Below are 17,407 nucleotides of genomic sequence, written 5' to 3' on the forward strand. Positions count from 1 at the left end.
ATGTTCTACCTATATGTGGCATTGCTCGCCACTCTCTCCCCATGGACACTGAAGGCCGATCACTGTCCTATTTGTTTGGCTCCCTTCCATGGCCGAGTTGAAGCGCCTGTGGTCGTCAAAACCCAATGTTGTGGTCACCTCTTCGATCTGGACTGTATTTCGAAATGTTTTGCTGATCAGCCCATTGGCTCACGCCAGTGCGCGATGTGTCGGCAAGATCCGATGCCTATGGTGAATCAAAACACCAGTGAATCTCATCCGGATACATTTTTTCCCGATCAGGTGTTTTATGATGCCTGTTATGAAGGGGATTTGGATCAGGTGGAGAGGTCTCTGGCAGAAGGAGTCAATGTCAATGCCGTTATGCTTGATGATTTCACTGGCTTGATGATGGCATCTTACGGGGGGCACAAGGCAATCGTCGAACACCTGATCAACGCCGGGGCGAATCTCAACGCCACCTCAACAACGGGTGCCACTGCCATATTCTTTGCTGTCCAGAAAAATAACATTGATTGCGTGAAGCTCCTGATCAACGCCGGAGCGGATCTCAATGCCAACTTTTCAGATGGTGCCACTGTACTGTTGATCGCTGCAAGGCAGGGCAAAACCGACTGCGTGAAACTCCTGATCAACGGCGGGGCGGATATCAACGCTGCCTTATCGGATGGTGCCACCCCGCTGTTCTTTGCTGCCCAGGAAAATAACACCGACTGCGTGAAAATCCTGGTCAGGGCCGGGGCGAATATCAATGCCCGGACTAAGAAGGGTACAACCCCACTATTCATCGCTGCCCTGAATGGCAATACCAACAGCGTGAAAGCCCTGACCGAAGCCAACGCAGATCTCAACGTGAGAACTAACAATGACGGCACCCCGCTTCACATCGCAGTCTGGGAAGGCCATACCGATTGCGTGGAAACTCTTATCGCTGGGGGGGCTGATCTCAATGCTGTCTGGTCTATGGATGGCGTCACCCCACTTTTCATCGCAGCCCTGAATGGCCATACCGATTGCGCGGAAATCCTGATCCGCGTCGGGGCAGATCTCAACGCTGCCAGGGCTACAGATGGTGCCACCCCGCTGTTCATCGCAGCCCTGAATGGCAATACCGACTGCGTAGAACTCCTGATCAACGCCGGGGCAGATCTCAACGTTGCCAGGACTTCGGATGGCGCCACCCCGCTGTCCATAGCAATCAAGATGGGCAATACCGACAGCATGAAACTCCTCATCAACGCTGAGGCAGAGGTGGGAACAGAGGCTGTGAAGGAAACAAAGGAAAAGCTTCATGCTGTCCAGTAAAAAGGGCTCTCAGTTGTTCCTGTCTTCTGAGTTTTTAACAACTGGTGATTATTTGGCCACAGCAAGCTTTGATAGCCATATAAATGAACTACCTTTCTTTTTTTTGTATCCAACCCATACTACTGACCAACACAGATGTTCTACTTATATGTGGCATTGCTCGCTATCCTCTCCCCATCGACACTGAGGGCCGATCACTGTCCTATTTGTTGGACTCACTTCCATGGCCGAAGTGAAGCGCCTGTGGTCGTCAAAACCCAATGTTGCGGCCACCGCTTCGATCTGGACTGTATTTCGAGGTGTTTTGTTGATCAGCCCATCGGCTCACGCCGCTGCGCAATGTGTCGGCAAAACCCGATGCCTGTGGTGAATGAGAACACCAGTGAATCTTACCCGGATAATTTTTTCCCCGATGAGACGTTTTATCGTGCCTGTTTAGACGGGGATCTGGATCAGGTGGAGAGGTCTCTGGCAGAAGGCGTCAATGTCAATGCCGTTATGACTGATGGTCTCACTGCCTTGATGTTGGCATCCATCAGCGGGCACACGGATGTCGTCGAACGCCTGGTCAACGCTGGGGCGAACCCTGACACTGCCCGTTCGAATGGCGCCACCGCACTGTTCATCGCTACTGAGTACGGTAATGCCGACTGCCTGAAACGCCTGATCAACGCCGGGGCTGATCCCAAGGCCACACTGTCGGATGACACCACCCCGCTATTAATTGCTGCTGCGAGAGGCAACACCGAATGCGTGCAAATCCTGATCAAAGCAGGAGCGCTTCTCGACGCCCGAACTTCGAATGGCGCCACCCCGCTGTTCATGGCATCACAGGAGGGCAATACCGACTGCGTCAAAATGCTGATCAACGCCGGGGCAGATCTCAACGTCCGGACCCGGGATGGCGCTAGCCCGTTGTTTATCGCTGCCAAAAAAAATAACATCGACAGCCTGAAAATCCTGATTGAAGCCGGGGCGGCTCTCAACACCCGGAATAAGGATGGTGCCACTGCACTGTACATCGCTTGTGAGTTCGGTAATACCGACTGCGTGAAACGCCTGATCAACGCCGGGGCGGATCTCAGCGCCACCCTGTCGGATGGCGCCACCGCTCTGTTCATTGCTGCTGCAAAAGGCAACACCGACTGCGTGGAACTCCTGATCAAAGCGGGAGCGCTTCTCAACGCCCAGACCTCCTATGGTGCCACCTCGCTGTTCATCGCAACACAGGAGGGCAATACCGGCTGCGTGAAAATGCTGATCAACGCCGGTGCAGATCTCAACTTACAGACCGAGGATGGCGCTACCCCGCTGTTTATCGCTGCCCAAAAAAATAATATCGACAGCCTGAAAATCCTGATTGAAGCCGAGGCAGGTCTCAACACCGTTATTAATAGTGGTGCCAGCCCAGTGTTCATCGCAGCCCAGAACGGCAATACCGACTGCCTGATAATCCTGATCGAAGCCGGGGCGAATTTCAACGTCGCCAGGATTAAGGATGGTGCCACCCCTCTGCTCATGGCAGCCCAGAAGGGCAATGCTGACTGCCTTAAAATCCTGATCGAAGCCGGGGCGGGTCTCAATGTCGGCAGGATTAAGGACGCTGTGACCCCGTTGTTCATCGCTGCACAAGAAAATAACATCGAATGCGTAAAACGCCTGATCAACGCCGGGGTGGATCTCAACGCCTGCACTAATACTGGCACCACCCCGCTGTTCGTTGCAGCCCTGAAAGGCAATACCGACTGCGTGAAACTCCTGATCAACGCCGGGGCGGATCTCAACGCCCGCACTATGAGTGGCACCACCCCGCTGCACGCTGCTATAACGAAAGGCAATATCGAATGTCTGGTACTCCTGATCAACGCCGGGGCAAGGTAAGGACGGGAAAACAAGAAAGGCCCTGTGCTATCCAGTAAACAAAGCTTTCAGGTGTTCCCATCTTCTGAGTTTTTAAAACAGGTGATTGTTTGGCCACAGCGAACTTTGATAGCCATATAAATGAACTAATATGCTTTTCTGTATCTAACCCACACGGCTTGTGGACCAACACAGATGTTCTACTTAAGTCTGGCATTGTTCGCAAATCAAAGACGGTCAGGAAGCATGTGATTAAACCAACACAGATGTTCTACTTAAGTCTGGCATTGTTCGTTACCCTCTCCCCATGGACACTGAAGGCCGATCACTGTCCTATTTGTTTGGCTCCCTTCCATGGCCGAAGTGAAGTGCCTGTGGTCGTCAAAACCCAATGTTGTGGTCACCGCTTCGATCTGGACTGTATAGCAAGGTGTTTTGTTGAACAGCCCATCGGCTCACGCCGGTGCGCGATGTGTCGGCAGGACCCGATGCCTGTGGTGAATCAGAACACCAGTGAATCTCACCCGGATACATTTTTCCCCGATCGGACATTTTATAATGCCTGTTTAAACGGGGATCTGGATCAGGTGGAGAGATCTCTGGCAGAAGGGGTCAATGTCAATGCTGTTATGATGGGTGGCTTCACTGCCTTGATGTTGGCATCCGGCAGGGGGTATATGGACATCGTCGAACGCCTGATCAGCGCTGGGGCGAATCTCGACGCCGCCTGTTCGACTGGTGCCACCGCACTGTTCATCGCTGCTGAGTATGGTAATACCGACTGCGTGAAGCACCTGATCAACGCCGGGGTTGATCTCAACGCCGCCAGGTCGGATGGCGCCACTCCTCTGTCCATGGCAGCCCAGAAGGGCAATACCGAATGCCTTACAATCCTGATCGAAGCCGGGGCGAATCTCAACGCCCGGGCTAAGGATGGCGCCACCCCGTTGTTAATCGCTGCCCATGAAAATAACACCGACTGCGTGAAACGCCTGATCAACGCCGGGGCGGATCTCAACGCCACCATGTCGAATGGCGAGACCCCGCTGTTCGTTGCTGCTGGGAAAGGCAGCACCGAATGCATGGAACTCCTGATCAAAGCGGGAGCACTTCTCAACGCCGCCAGGACTTCAGATGGTACCACCCCTCTCTCCATTGCAACCACGATGGGCAATACCGATTGCATGGAAGCCCTGATCAAGGCCGGAGCAAAGTAGGGAACAAAGGCCGTGAAGGCAACAAAAGCAGGGATTTATGTTGTCCAGTGAACGTGGCTCTCAGGTGTTGTCATCTTCTGAGTTTTTGAAACAGGTGATTGTTTGGCCACAACAAACTTTGATAGCCGTATAAATGAACTAATATGCTTTTTTGTATCTAACCCGCACTGATTGTTGGCCAACACAGATGTTCTACTTATGTGTGGCATTGTTCGCTACCCTCTCCCCTTTGACACTGACGACCGATCACTGTCCTGTTTGTCTGGCTCCCTTCCATGGCCGAAATGTGGCGCCTGTGGTCGTCAAAACCCAATGTTGCGGCCACCGCTTCGATCTGGGCTGTATAACGAGGTGTTTTGTCGATCAGCCCATCGGCTCACGCCGTTGCGCAATGTGTCGGCAAAACCCGATGCCTGTGGTAAATCAGAACACCAGTGAATCTTACCCGGATACATTTTTCCCCGATCAGACTTTTTATAATGCCTGTTTAAACGGGGATCTGGATCAGGTGGAGAGATCTCTGGCAGAAGGGGTCAATGTCAATGCTGTTATGATGGGTGGCTTCACTGCCTTGATGTTGGCATCCGGCAGGGGGTACATGGACATCGTCGAACGCCTGATCAGCGCTGGGGCGAATCTCGACGCCACCTGTTCGACTGGTGCCACCGCACTGCTCATCGCTGCTGAGTATGGTAATACCGACTGCGTGAAACGCCTGATCAACGCTGGGGTTGATCTCAACCCCACCCTGTCGGATGGCACCACCCCGCTGTTAGTTGCTGCTGCGAAAGGCAACACCGAATGCGCGGAACTCCTGATCAAAGCGGGAGCGTTTCTCGACGCCCGGACTTCGCATGGCGCCACCCCGCTGTTCTTCGCATCACAGGAGGGCAATGACGACTGCGTGAAAATGCTGATCAACGCCGGGGCAGATTTCAACGCCCGGACTAAGGATGGAGCTACTCCGCTGTTTATCGCTGCCCAAAAAAATAACATCAACAGCCTGAAAATCCTGATTGAAGCCGAGGCAGATCTTAACATCCGGATTAAGAGTGGTGCCAGCCCACCGTTCATCGCAGCCCAGAACGGCAATACCGACTGCCTGAGACTCCTGATCGAAGCCGGGGCGGATCTCAACGCCGCCAGGATTAAGGATGGTGCCACCCCTCTGCTCATGGCAGCCGAGAAGGGCAATAGCGACTGTCTGATAATCCTGATCAAGGCCGGGGCGGATCTCAGCACCGCCAGGACTAAAGATGGCGCCACCCCAGTGTTTGCCGCTGCTGCAAAAGGCAATTCCGACTGCCTGAGACTCCTGATCGACGCTGGGGCGGATCTCAATGCTGCCAGGACTTCGGACGGCGCCACCCCAATGTCCATAGCAATCAAGATGGGCAATGCCGACTGCGTTAAGCTCCTTATCACCGCCGGGGCAAGGTAGGGAACATAGGCGGTGAAGATTGATAACCATAAAAATGAACTAATATGCTTTTTTGTATCTAACCCGCACTGCTTGTTGGCCAACACAGATGTTCTACTTATGTTTGGCATTGTTCGCTACCCTCTCCCCATGGACACTGAAGGCCGATCACTGTCCTATTTGCTTGGCTCCCTCCCATAGCCGCAGTGAAGCGCCTGTGGTTGTCAGAACCCAATGTTGTGGTCACCGCTTCGATCTGGACTGTCTTTCGGTGTGCTTTGTTGATCAGCCCATCGGCTCACGCCAGTGCGCGATGTGTCGGCAAAACCCGATGCCTGTGGTGAATCAGAACACCAGTGAAGCTTACCCGGATACATTTTTCCCCGATCAGACTTTTTATAATGCCTGTCTTCACGGGGATCTCGATCAGGTGCAGAGGTCTCTGGCAGAAGGAGTCAATGTCAATGCCGTTATGACTGCTGATTTCACTGCCTTGATGTTGGCATCCAGCCGGGGGCACACGGATGTCGTCGAACGCCTGATCAACGCTGGGGCGAACCTTGACGCTACCCGTTCGAATGGTGCCACCGCACTGTTCATCGCTGCTCAGTACGGTAATACTGAATGCGTGAAACGCCTGATCAGCGCCGGGGCGGATCTCCACGCTGCCCTGTCAGATGGCACCACCCCACTGTACGTTGCTACTGTGCGAGGTCATACCGAATGCTTGAAACTGCTGATCAAAGCAGGAGCGCTTCTCAACGCCCGGAGTTCCTATGGCGCCACCCCTCTGTTCGCCGCTGCTGCCCGAGGCAATACCGAATGCCTGAAACTCCTGATCAACGCCGAGGCAGATCTCAACGCCCGGAGTTTTCAAGGTTGCACCCCTCTGTTCGCCGCTGCTGCCCGAGGCAATACCGAATGCCTGAAAATCCTGATCAATGCCGAGGCAGATCTCAACGCCCGGACTGAGGATGGCGCCACCCTTCTGTTCGCCGCTGCTGCGCGAGGCAATACCGAATGCGTGCAACTCCTTATCAACGCCGGGGCAGATCTCAATGCTGCCAGGACTTCGGACGGCGCCACCCCAATGTCCATAGCAATCAAGATGGGCAATGCCGACTGCGTGGAACTTCTCATCAACGCTAAGGCAGAGATGGGAGCAGAGGCAGTGAAGGTAACAAAAGAAAAGCGTCATGCTGTCCAGTAAACAGGGCTCTCAGGTGTTCCCGTCTTCTGAGTTTTTGAAACAGGTGATTATTTGGCCACAGCCAACTTTGATAACCATAAAAATGAACTAATATGCTTTTTTCTATCTAACCCGCACTGCTTATTGACCAACACAGATGTTCTACTTATGTGTGGCATTGCTCGCTACCCTCTCCACATCGACAGTGAAGGCCAATCACTGTCCCATTTGTCTGACTCCCTTCCATGGCCGAAGTGAAGCGCCTGTGGTCGTCAAAGCCCAATGTTGTGGCTACCGTTTCGATCTGGACTGTATTTCAAAGTCTTTTGTTGAACAGCCCATCGGCTCACGCCGGTGCGTGATGTGTCGGCAAGACCCTATGCCTTTGGTGAATCAGAACACCAGCGAATCTCACCCGGATACATTTTTCCCCGATCGGACATTTTATAATGCCTGTTTAAACGGGGATCTGGATCAGGTGGAGAGATCTCTGGCAGAAGGGGTCAATGTCAATGCTGTTATGACCTATGGTCTCACTGCCTTGATATGTGCATCCGGCTGTGGGCACACGGAGGTCGTCGAACGCCTGATCAATGCCGGGGCGGACGTCAATACCCCTCGGCATGAGCATGGCGCAACCCCGCTGTTCGTTGCTGCTGAGAGAGGCAATACCGAATGCGTAAAACGCCTGATCAACGCCGGGGCGGATCTCGACGCACGGAGTACGGATGGCGGCACCCCGCTGTATATCGCTGCCCAAAAGGGTAATACCGACTGCGTGAAACGCCTGATCGACGCCGGGGCGAATCTCAATGCCCGGAGTTCGTATGGCTCCACCCCGCTGTTCGTCGCTGCTGCGCAAGGCAATACTGAATGCTTGAAACTCCTGATTGAAGCCGGAGCGGACCTCAACGCCCGGGCTAGGGAAGGCACCACCCCGCTGTTCATCGCTGCACAAGAAAATCACTCCGACTGTGTAAAACTCCTTATCAACGCCGAGGCGGACCTCAACGCCCAGACTAAGCATGGCACCACTCCCCTTTTCATCGCAGCCCAGCAGGGCAATAGCGACTGTGTAAAAATACTGATCAACGCCGGAGCGGATCTCAACGCTGCCCTACCCAATGGCGCCACTGCGCTGTCCATCGCAACCGGGATGGGCAATACCGACTGCGTGAAACTTCTCATCAACGCTAAGGCAGAGTTGGGAGCAGAGGCAGTGAAGGTAACAAAAGAAAAGCGTCATGCTGTCCAGTAAGCAGGGCTCTCAGGTGGTCCCACCTTCTGAGTTTTTGAAGCAGGTGATTATTTCGCCACAGCAAACTTTGATAGCCATATAAATGGACTAACATGCTTTTTTGTATCTAACCCAAACGGCTTATTGACCAACACAGATGTTCTACTTATGTGTGGCATTGTTCGCTAGCCTCTGCCCATGGACACTGAAGGCCGATCACTGTCCTATTTGTTTGGCTCCCTTCCATGGCCGAAGTGAAGCGCCTGTGGTTGTCAGAACCCAATGTTGTGGTCACCGCTTCGATCTGGACTGTCTTTCGATGTGCTTTGTTGATCAGCCCATCGGCTCACGCCGGTGCGCGATGTGTCGGCAAAACCCGATGCCTGTGGTGAATCAGAACACCAGTGAATCTCACCCGGATACATTTTTCCCCGATCAGACTTTTTATAATGCCTGTCTTCACGGGGATCTCGATCAGGTGCAGAGGTCTCTGGCAGAAGAGGTCAATGTCAATGCCGTTATGACTGCTGATCTCAATGCCTTGATGTTGGCATCCATCAGCGGGCACACAGATGTCGTCGAACGCCTGATCAACGCTGGGGCGAACCTTGACGCTGCCCGTTCGAATGGCGCCACCGCACTGTTCATCGCTGCTGAGTATGGTAATACCGGCTGCGTGAAACGCCTGATCAACGCCGGGGCAGCTCTTAACGCTTGCACAGAGACTGGCGCCACCCCGCTGTTTGCCGCTGCGGTGAAAGGCAATACCATCTGCGTGCAACTCCTGATCAACGCCGGGGCGGATCTCAACGCGAGAACCAAGAGTGGCGAAACCCCGCTTCTCATCGCAGTCTGGAAAGGCCATACCGATTGCGTGGAAATCCTTATCAGTGGCGGGGCAGATATCAATGCCGCCTCGTCGGATGGCGCCAACCCGCTGCTCTTTGCAACACAGGAGGGCAATAGCGATCTCGTGGAAATCCTTATCAGTGGCGGGGCAGATCTCAACATCCGGACTAAGAGTGGTGCCAACCCAACGTTTATCGCAGCCCAGAACGGTAATACCGACTGCCTGATACTCCTGATCGAAGCCGGGGCGGATTTCAATGCCCCCCACACTTCGGATGGCACCACCCCGCTATTCATCGCTGCCCAACAAAATAACATCGACTGCCTGAAAATCCTGATCGAAGCCGGGGCGGATCTCAATGCCCAGACTGAATATAGCGCCACCCCGCTTTACGTCGCTGCACAAGAAAATAACACCGCATGCGTGAAACTCCTGATCAACGCCGGAGCGGATCTCAACGCCCACACCAAGACTGGCACCACCCCGCTGTTCGTCGCTGCTGCACAAGGCAGCACCGAATGCGTGGAACTCCTGATCAAAGCGGGAGCGCTTCTCGACGCCCGGACTTCGAAAGGCGGCACCGCGCTGTTCATCGCATCACAGGAGGGCAATAGCGACTGCGTGAAAATGCTGATCAACGCCGGGGCAGATCTCAACGCCCGGACTGAGGATGGCGCTTCTCCGCTGTTTATCGCTGCCCAAAAAAATAACATCGACAGCCTGAAAATTCTGATTGAAGCCGGGGCAGATCCCAACATCCGGATTAAGAGTGGTGCCAGCCCACCGTTCATCGCAGCCCAGAACGGCAATACCGACTGCCTGATACTCCTGATCGAAGCCGGGGCGAATCTCAACACCGCCAAGATTAAGGATGGCGCCACCCCTCTGTTCATAGCAATCAAGACGGGCAATACCGACTGCGTGAAACTTCTCATCAACGCCGGGGCGGATCTCAATGCCGCCAGGACTTCGGACGGCGCCACCCCAATGTCCATAGCAATCAAGATGGGCAATACCGAGTGCGTGAAACTTCTCATCGACGCTGAGGCAAAGATGGGAGCAGAGGCAGTGAAGGAAACAAAAGAAAAGCATCATACCGTCCAGTAAACGGGGCTCAGGTGTTCCCATCTTCTGAGTTTTTGAAACAGGAGACTATTTGGCCACAGCCAACTTTGATAGCCATACGAATGAACTATCATTCCCTTTCTTATATCCAACCCGCACAAATTATTTGACCAGTGTAAATGTTCTACTTATATCTGGCATTGTTCGCTAGCCTCTGCCCATGGACACTGAAGGCCGATCACTGTCCTGTTTGTCTGGCTCCCTTCCATGGCCGCAGTGAAGCGCCTGTGGTCGTCAGAACCCAATGTTGCGGCCACCTCTTCGATCTGGACTGTATAACAAGGTGTTTTTTTGATCAGCCCATCGGCTCACGCCAGTGCGCGATGTGTCGGCAAAACCCGATGCCTGTGGTGAATCAGAACACCAGTGAATCTCACCCGGATACTTTTTTCCCCGATCAGATTTTTTATAATGCCTGTCTTCACGGGGATTGGAATCAGGTGGAGAGGTCTCTGGCAGAGGGGGTCAATGTCAATGCTGTTATGACTGACGGCTTCACTGCCTTGATGTGGGCATCTGGTGTGGGGCACACTGACGTCATCGAACGCCTGATCAATGCCGGGGCGGATGTCAACGCCGCTCGGCATGAAGATGGTGCCACTGCGCTGTTACTCGCTGCACAAGAAAACAACACCGACTGCGTAAAACTCCTGATCAACGCCGGAGCAAACCTTGACGCTGCCATTTGGAGTGGTGCCACCGCACTGTACATCGCATCACAGAAAGGCAATACCGACTGTGTGAGACTCCTGATCAACGCCGGGGCGGATCTCAACGCCACCCCGTCGGGTGGCGCCACCCCGCTGTTCGTTGCTGCTGAGAGAGGCAACACCGAATGCGTGGAACTCCTGATCAAAGCGGGAGCGCTTCTCGACGCCCCCCGAACTTTGGACGGCGGCACCCCACTGTTCATCGCCACACAGCAGGGCAATACCGACAGCGTGAATAGGCTGATCAACGCCGGTGCAGATCTCAACGCCCGAACTGAGGATGGCACTACACCGCTGTTAATCGCTGCCAAAAAAAATAACATCGACAGCCTCAAAATCCTGATCGAAGCCGAGGCAGATCTCAACACCGCCGAGTTTAAGCATGGTGCCACTCCTCTGTCCATGGCTGCTGCAAAAGGCAATACCGAATGCCTTAAAATCCTGATCGAAGCCGGGGCAGATCTCAGCGCCCGGGCCAAGGATGGCGCCACCGCACTGTTCATCGCTACTGAGTACGGCAATGCCGACTGCGTTAAACGCCTGGTCAACGCCGGGGCTGATCCCAAAGCCGCACTGTCGGATGGCACCACCCCGCTATTAGTTGCTGCTGCGAAAGGCAACACCGAATGCCTGCAAATTCTGATCAAAGCGGGAGCGCTTCTCGACGCCCGGACTTCGAAGGGCGGCACCCCGCTGTTTATGGCATCACAGGAGGACAATACCGACTGCGTCAAAATGCTGATCAACGCCGGGGCAGATCTAAACGTCCGGACTCAGAATGGCGCTACTCCGCTGTTTATCGCTACCCAAGACAATAACATCGACAGCCTGAAAATCCTGATTGAAGCCGGGGCAGATCTCAACATCGGGACTAAGAGTGGTGCCAGCCCAGCGTTCATCGCAGCCCAGAACGGCAATACCGACTGCCTGATACTCCTGATCGAAGCCGGGGCGAATCTCAACGCCGCCGGGATTGAGGATGGTACCACGCCTCTGTTCATGGCAGCCCAGGACGGCAATACCGACTGCCTGATACTCCTGATCGAAGCCGGGGCGGATCTCAACGCTGCGACCATTAAGCGTGGTGTCACCCCCCTGCTCATGGCAGCCCAGAAGGGCAATACCCACTGCCTTAAAATCCTGATCGAAGCCGGGGCGGCTTTCAACGCCAGGACTCCGGATGGCATCACCCCGCTGTTCATGGCTGCTCAGCAAAATAACATCGACAGCCTGAAAATCCTGATCGAAGCCAAGGCGGATCTCAATGCCCAAATTGATGATGGCAGCACCCCGCTGTTCATTGCTGCTGCGAAAGGCAATAGCGACTGCGTGAGTCTCCTTATCAAAGCCGGGGCGGATCTCAACATCTGCCAGACTTCGGATGGCGCCACCCCGCTGTTCATCGCATCACAGGAGGGCAAGACCGACTGCGTGAAACTCCTGATCAACGCCGGGGCAGATCTCAACGCCCGGACTCAGGATGGCGTTACCCCGCTGTTTATCGCTGCCCAACAAAATAACATCGACAGCCTGAAAATCCTGATCGAAGCCAAGGAGGATATCAATGCGCAAACTGCGGATGGCTCCACCCCGCTGTTCATTGCTGCTGCGAAAGGCAATAGCGATTGCGTCAAACGCCTGATCAACGCCGGGGCGGATCTCAATGCCGCCAGGACTACCGATGGTGCCACCCCGCTCTCCATTGCAACCGCGATGGGCAATACCGACTGCGTGGAAGCCCTGATCAAGGCTGGAGCAAGGGAACAAAGACCGTGAAGGCAACAAAAGAAAGGATTTATGTTGCCCAGTGAACATGGCTCTCAGGCGTTCCCATCTTCTGAGTTTTTGAAACAGGTTATTATTTGGCCACAGCCAACTTTGATAGTCGTATAAATGAACTAATATGCTTTTCCGTATCTAACCTACACGGCTTATTTACCAACAGATGTTCTACTTATGTGTGGCATTGTTCGCTACCCTCTCTCCATGGACACTGAAGGCCGATCACTGTCCTGTTTGTCTGGCTCCCTTCCATGGCCGCAGTGAAGCGCCTGTGGTCGTCAGAACCCAATGTTGCGGCCACCGCTTCGACCTGGACTGTATATCAAGGTGTTTTGCTGATCAGCCCATCGGCTCACGCCGGTGCGCGATGTGCCGACAAAACCCGATGCCTGTGGTGAATCAGAACACCAGTGAATCTCACCCGGATACATTTTTCCCCGATCAGACGTTTTATCGTGCCTGTTTAAATGGGGATCTGGATCAGGTGGAGAGGTCTCTGGCAGAAGGGGTCAATGTCAATGCCGTTATGACTAATGATTTCACTGCCTTGATGTTAGCATCCAACAGAGGGCACACGGATGTCATCGAGCGCCTGATCAATGCTGGGGCAAACCTTGACGCTGCCCGTTCAAATGGTGCCACCGCACTGTTCATCGCTGCTGAGTACGGTGACAGCGACTGCGTGAAACGCCTGATCATCGCCGGGGCGGGTCTCAACGCCCGCACCAAGACTGGCGCTACCCCGCTGCACGTTGCTGCTGCGAAAGGCAATGCCGACTGCGTAAAACTCCTGATCATCGCCGGGGCGGATCCCAACATCTGCCGGACTTTGGATGGCGTCACCCCGCTGTTCATCGCAACACAGGAGGGCAATACCGACTGCGTGAAACTTCTGATCAACGCCGGGGCAGATCTCAACGCCCGAACTGAGGGTGGCGCTACCCCGCTGTTTATCGCTGCCCAAAAAAATAACATCGACAGCCTGAAAATCCTGATTGAAGCCGAGGCAGATCTCAACACCCGGATTAAGAGTGGTGCCAACCCACCGTTCATCGCAGCCCAGAACGGCAATACCGACTGCCTTAAAATCCTGATCGAAGCCGGAGCGGCTCTCAGCGGCAGGACTTCGGATGGTGCCACCCCGCTGTTCATGGCAGCCCAGAACGGCAATACCGACTGCCTTAAAATCCTGATCGGAGCCGGATCGGCTCTCAATGCCGGGACTTCGGATGGTGCCACCCCGCTGTTCATAGCTGCTCAACAAAATAACATCGACAGCCTGAAAATCCTGATCGAAGCCAAGGCGGATATCAATGCGCACATTGAGGATGGCACCACCCCGCTGATCGTTGCTGCTGGGCAAGGCAATACCGACTGCGTGGAACTCCTGATCAACGCCGGGGCGGATCTCAACGCCCGGACTTTGGATGGCGGCACCCCGCTGTTCGTTGCTGCTGCGCAAGGCAACACCGAATGCGTGGAACGCCTGATCAAAGCGGGAGCGCTTCTCGACGCCCGGACTTCGGATGGCGGCACCCCGCTGTTCGTCGCCACACAGGAGGGCAATACCGACAGCGTGAAACTGCTGATCAACGCCGGGGCAGATCTCAACGCCCGAACTGAGGATGGCGCTACACCGCTGTTTATCGCTGCCCAAAAAAATAACATCGACAGCCTTAAAATCCTGATCGAAGCCGGGGCGGATCTCAACATCGCCAGGATTAAGGATGGTGCCACTCCTCTTCACATGGCGGCCCGGAAGGGCAATAGCGAATGCCTTAAAATCCTGATCGAAGCCGGGGCGGATCCCAACGCTGTCAGGCTCAGGGATGCCACCTCTCCGCTTTTCGTCGCTGCTGCAAAAGGCAATACCGACTGCATGAAAGCCTTGATCAAAGCCAAGGCGAATATCAACGTCCGAGATAAGGATGGGGTCACCGCACTGTTCATGGCTGCCCAGGAAAATAACACCGACTGCTTGAAACTCCTGATCAACGCCGGGGCGGATCTCAACATCGCCAGGATTAAGGATGGTGCCACTCCTCTTCACATGGCGGCCCGGAAGGGCAATAGCGACTGTGTGAAACTCCTGATCAACGCCGGGGCAGATCTCAACGCCCGGACTGAGGATGGTGCCACCCCGCTCTCCATTGCAACCGCGATGGGCAATACCGACTGCATGGAAGCCCTGATCAAGGCTGGAGCAAAGGAACAAAGACCGTGAAGGCAACAAAAGCAAGAATTTATGTTGCCCGGTGAACATGGTTCTCAGGTGTCCCCATTTTCTGAGTTTTTGAAACAAGTGATTGTTTGGGCACAGCCAACTTTGATAGCCATAAAAATGAACTAACATGCTTTTTTCTATCTAACCCACACGGATTATTGACCAACACAGATGTTCTACTTATGTCTGGCACTGTTCGCTGCCCTCTCCCCTTTGACACTGAAGGCCGATCACTGTCCTATTTGTCTGGCTCCCTTCCATGGCCGAAGTGAAGCGCCTGTGGTCGTCAAAACCCAATGTTGCGGCCACCTCTTCGATCTGGACTGTCTTTCGATGTGCTTTGTTGATCAGCCCATCGGCTCACGCCAGTGCGCGATGTGTCGGCAAAACCCGATGCCTGTGGTGAGTCAGAACACCAGTGAATCTCACCCGGATACTTTTTTCCCCGATCAGACGTTTTATCTTGCCTGTTTAAACGGGGATCTGGATCAGGTGGAGAGGTCTCTGGCAGAAGGAGTCAATGTCAATGCCGTTATGAGTGCTGATTTCACTGCCTTGATGCTGGCATCCAGCTGGGGGCACACGGATGTCGTCGAACGCTTGATCAACGCTGAGGCAAACCTTGACGCTGCCCGTTCGAATAACTCCACCGCACTGTTCATCGCTGCCGAATACGGTAATACCGACTGCGTGAAACACCTGATCAACGCCGGGGCGGATCTCAACGCCCGGAGTGAGGATGGCGCCACTCCGCTGTTCATCGCTGCACAAGAAAATAACATCGAATGCGTGAAGCTCCTGATCAACGCCGGGGCGGATCTCAACGCTCAGATTGAGGAAGGCGCCACCGCGCTGTTCATCGCTGCACAAAAAAATAACATCGAATGCGTGAAACTCCTGATCAACGCCGGGGCGGATCTCAACGCTGCCCTGCTGGATGGCGCCACCCCGTTGTTTATAGCTGCTCTGCAAAATAACATCGACTGCCTGAAAATCCTGATCGAAGCCAAGGCGGATCTCAACGCTCGGAATAAGTTTGGCACCACCCCGCTATTCATCGCTGCCCAGAAAAATAACACCGAATGCGTGCAACTCCTGATCAATGCCGAGGCAAATCTCAACGCCCACAATAAGACTGGCGCCACCCCACTGCACGTTGCTGCTTCGATTGGCAATACCGACTGCGTGGAACGCCTGATCAACGCCGGAGCGGATCTCAACGCTCACACTAAGACTGGCTCCACCCCGCTGCACTTTGCTGCTTCGAAAGGCAATACCGACTGCGTGAAATTCCTGATCAACGCCGGAGCGGATCTCAATGCTGTGAGGACTACAGATGGTGCCACCCCGCTCTCCATTGCAATCGCGAAGGGCAATACCGACTGCGTGGAAGCCCTGATAAAGGCTGGAGCAAACGCTTTATCAGGGTTGGCCGTTAAATAGTCAGGTGAAGTGCGAAAAACCACCGGCTTGCATCTTTCTTACCAACCATTATACTTTGCCTGAACTAATCCATTGGATTACATTCTAATGCATACGGTCGCTGAGCTGAAAAACTATCAGGACGAAGCTGAGAGCCTTCTATCCAGTGAGGAACGCCGCCATATCATTGATTACCTGGCGGCAAACCCTGAGGCTGGTGAGATCATGAAGGGTACAGGCGGCATCCGTAAGCTCCGGTGGCGAAGAGGTGCATCAGGCAAGAGTGGAGGAGTGCAGATTATTCACTTCTACAAGAACCCATCAATGCCCCTGTTCCTGCTCACGGTTTATGGGAAAAACCAACAGGAAAACCTGTCAAAGGCAGACCGCAACACCGTGAAACAGTTAGTCACTCTGCTCGAAAGAGGATGGAAAAAATGGCAAGCGTAGCGAACAGCATTATCCAGGGCCTTGAAGAGGCCGTAGCCTACACAAAAGGTGAGAATACAGGTGCGATCGTCCATGAGGTGACACCCCTGGACATCAAAGGCATTCGCCAGCAGCTCGATATGACTCAGGAAGAGTTTGCCCAGGCTGTAGGTGTAAAACTCCCCACCCTTCGCCACTGGGAGCGGGGTGACCGCAAACCGAACGGCCCTGCCCGTGTATTGCTGAACCTGCTCGCCAGAGAACCCAAACAGATTGTCGCCATGCTAGGGCTGGCTCATTCCTGAATCATCGGCTGGTAATGTTTTTGCAGCTATTTATGTGGTTGTTTTTTAGTGCGTTTAGTATTCCATTTTCTAATACTTTTCTTAAGCATCTTCATTACTGCTTTGTTCTTATCAATCTTGCCACCTGCTTTTCTAATCCACCGCAGGCGAGCTTCATGGCCTCTGCTTTCTGGCGTTCCCTTCCATTGTTTTCTCATGTGAGCCTCCTTGTGGATTTTCCACTTTAGGTACTACGGCCATCCGTTTTAGGCAGGTATTCAAATGCGGTCTTTTATCCTCATCGCACTGACCCACAATCGCCAACCGTGCCGCCGTAATGTCGGTCTCGGACT

Annotated in this window: 13 protein-coding genes; 12 read left to right on the plus strand and 1 reads right to left on the minus strand. The window is 54.0% G+C overall.

Translation table 11 applies throughout. From position 1 onward, the window contains the following. From ACOMG9_RS22140 to ACOMG9_RS22195, 12 genes are all read left to right on the plus strand, one after another. Positions 1 to 1,305 (plus strand): ankyrin repeat domain-containing protein, encoded by a 1,305-nt coding sequence (locus ACOMG9_RS22140; RefSeq protein ID WP_448218510.1) that lies wholly within the window; start codon positions 1 to 3, stop codon positions 1,303 to 1,305. Positions 1,306 to 1,440: 135 nt separating this feature from the next. Continuing rightward, positions 1,441 to 3,186 (plus strand): ankyrin repeat domain-containing protein, encoded by a 1,746-nt coding sequence (locus ACOMG9_RS22145; protein ID WP_494529435.1) that lies wholly within the window; start codon positions 1,441 to 1,443, stop codon positions 3,184 to 3,186. 245 nt (positions 3,187 to 3,431) lie between these two features. Beyond that, entirely contained in the window at positions 3,432 to 4,382 is a 951-nt protein-coding gene (locus ACOMG9_RS22150; RefSeq protein WP_448218512.1) for an ankyrin repeat domain-containing protein, read from the plus strand. 187 nt (positions 4,383 to 4,569) lie between these two features. Beyond that, a complete protein-coding gene (locus ACOMG9_RS22155) occupies positions 4,570 to 5,823 on the plus strand; it encodes an ankyrin repeat domain-containing protein (RefSeq protein WP_448218513.1) in 1,254 nt (417 codons plus the stop codon). Positions 5,824 to 5,911: 88 nt separating this feature from the next. Then, positions 5,912 to 7,012 carry an ankyrin repeat domain-containing protein gene (locus ACOMG9_RS22160; RefSeq protein WP_448218514.1) on the plus strand — a complete coding sequence of 367 codons (1,101 nt, stop codon included), beginning with the start codon at positions 5,912 to 5,914 and terminating at the stop codon, positions 7,010 to 7,012. 136 nt (positions 7,013 to 7,148) lie between these two features. After that, the gene (locus ACOMG9_RS22165; protein ID WP_494529436.1) at positions 7,149 to 8,249 is read left to right on the plus strand and encodes an ankyrin repeat domain-containing protein; all 1,101 of its coding nucleotides are present in this window, start codon (positions 7,149 to 7,151) and stop codon (positions 8,247 to 8,249) included. Between the two features lie 136 nt (positions 8,250 to 8,385). Then, positions 8,386 to 10,185, plus strand: coding sequence for an ankyrin repeat domain-containing protein (locus ACOMG9_RS22170; protein WP_448218516.1), 1,800 nt, complete (start codon positions 8,386 to 8,388; stop codon positions 10,183 to 10,185). A 137-nt stretch (positions 10,186 to 10,322) separates the two neighbouring features. Continuing rightward, positions 10,323 to 12,689 (plus strand): ankyrin repeat domain-containing protein, encoded by a 2,367-nt coding sequence (locus tag ACOMG9_RS22175; protein ID WP_494529437.1) that lies wholly within the window; start codon positions 10,323 to 10,325, stop codon positions 12,687 to 12,689. Positions 12,690 to 12,858: 169 nt separating this feature from the next. Beyond that, complete coding sequence (locus tag ACOMG9_RS22180; RefSeq protein ID WP_448218518.1) at positions 12,859 to 14,919, plus strand: ankyrin repeat domain-containing protein; 2,061 nt, start codon at positions 12,859 to 12,861, stop codon at positions 14,917 to 14,919. A 171-nt stretch (positions 14,920 to 15,090) separates the two neighbouring features. After that, positions 15,091 to 16,362 (plus strand): ankyrin repeat domain-containing protein, encoded by a 1,272-nt coding sequence (locus ACOMG9_RS22185; protein WP_494529438.1) that lies wholly within the window; start codon positions 15,091 to 15,093, stop codon positions 16,360 to 16,362. 87 nt (positions 16,363 to 16,449) lie between these two features. Next, positions 16,450 to 16,791, plus strand: a complete 342-nt coding sequence (locus tag ACOMG9_RS22190) for a hypothetical protein (protein ID WP_494529439.1) — start codon at positions 16,450 to 16,452, stop codon at positions 16,789 to 16,791. Beyond that, the gene (locus tag ACOMG9_RS22195; RefSeq protein WP_494529440.1) at positions 16,779 to 17,075 is read left to right on the plus strand and encodes a helix-turn-helix domain-containing protein; all 297 of its coding nucleotides are present in this window, start codon (positions 16,779 to 16,781) and stop codon (positions 17,073 to 17,075) included. Before ACOMG9_RS22190 ends, ACOMG9_RS22195 begins: the two co-directional genes overlap by 13 nt. Positions 17,076 to 17,101: 26 nt before the next feature. On the opposite strand, the gene ACOMG9_RS22200 is transcribed toward ACOMG9_RS22195, so the two are convergent. Then, positions 17,102 to 17,272 carry a hypothetical protein gene (locus ACOMG9_RS22200; RefSeq protein ID WP_422135625.1) on the minus strand — a complete coding sequence of 57 codons (171 nt, stop codon included), beginning with the start codon at positions 17,270 to 17,272 and terminating at the stop codon, positions 17,102 to 17,104. Positions 17,273 to 17,407: the final 135 nt, after the last annotated feature.

The organism is Endozoicomonas sp. PH6C, from assembly GCF_059322965.1.

Excerpts from the sequence above, each read along its gene's own strand:
- ACOMG9_RS22140 (WP_448218510.1), top strand. The coding sequence starts at position 1 with ATGTTCTACCTATATGTGGCATTGCTCGCCACTCTCTCCCCATGGACA.
- ACOMG9_RS22145 (WP_494529435.1), top strand. The coding sequence starts at position 1,441 with ATGTTCTACTTATATGTGGCATTGCTCGCTATCCTCTCCCCATCGACA.
- ACOMG9_RS22150 (WP_448218512.1), top strand. The coding sequence starts at position 3,432 with ATGTTCTACTTAAGTCTGGCATTGTTCGTTACCCTCTCCCCATGGACA.
- ACOMG9_RS22155 (WP_448218513.1), top strand. The coding sequence starts at position 4,570 with ATGTTCTACTTATGTGTGGCATTGTTCGCTACCCTCTCCCCTTTGACA.
- ACOMG9_RS22160 (WP_448218514.1), top strand. The coding sequence starts at position 5,912 with ATGTTCTACTTATGTTTGGCATTGTTCGCTACCCTCTCCCCATGGACA.
- ACOMG9_RS22165 (WP_494529436.1), top strand. The coding sequence starts at position 7,149 with ATGTTCTACTTATGTGTGGCATTGCTCGCTACCCTCTCCACATCGACA.
- ACOMG9_RS22170 (WP_448218516.1), top strand. The coding sequence starts at position 8,386 with ATGTTCTACTTATGTGTGGCATTGTTCGCTAGCCTCTGCCCATGGACA.
- ACOMG9_RS22175 (WP_494529437.1), top strand. The coding sequence starts at position 10,323 with ATGTTCTACTTATATCTGGCATTGTTCGCTAGCCTCTGCCCATGGACA.
- ACOMG9_RS22180 (WP_448218518.1), top strand. The coding sequence starts at position 12,859 with ATGTTCTACTTATGTGTGGCATTGTTCGCTACCCTCTCTCCATGGACA.
- ACOMG9_RS22185 (WP_494529438.1), top strand. The coding sequence starts at position 15,091 with ATGTTCTACTTATGTCTGGCACTGTTCGCTGCCCTCTCCCCTTTGACA.
- ACOMG9_RS22190 (WP_494529439.1), top strand. The coding sequence starts at position 16,450 with ATGCATACGGTCGCTGAGCTGAAAAACTATCAGGACGAAGCTGAGAGC.
- ACOMG9_RS22195 (WP_494529440.1), top strand. The coding sequence starts at position 16,779 with ATGGCAAGCGTAGCGAACAGCATTATCCAGGGCCTTGAAGAGGCCGTA.
- ACOMG9_RS22200 (WP_422135625.1), bottom strand. The coding sequence starts at position 17,272 with ATGAGAAAACAATGGAAGGGAACGCCAGAAAGCAGAGGCCATGAAGCT.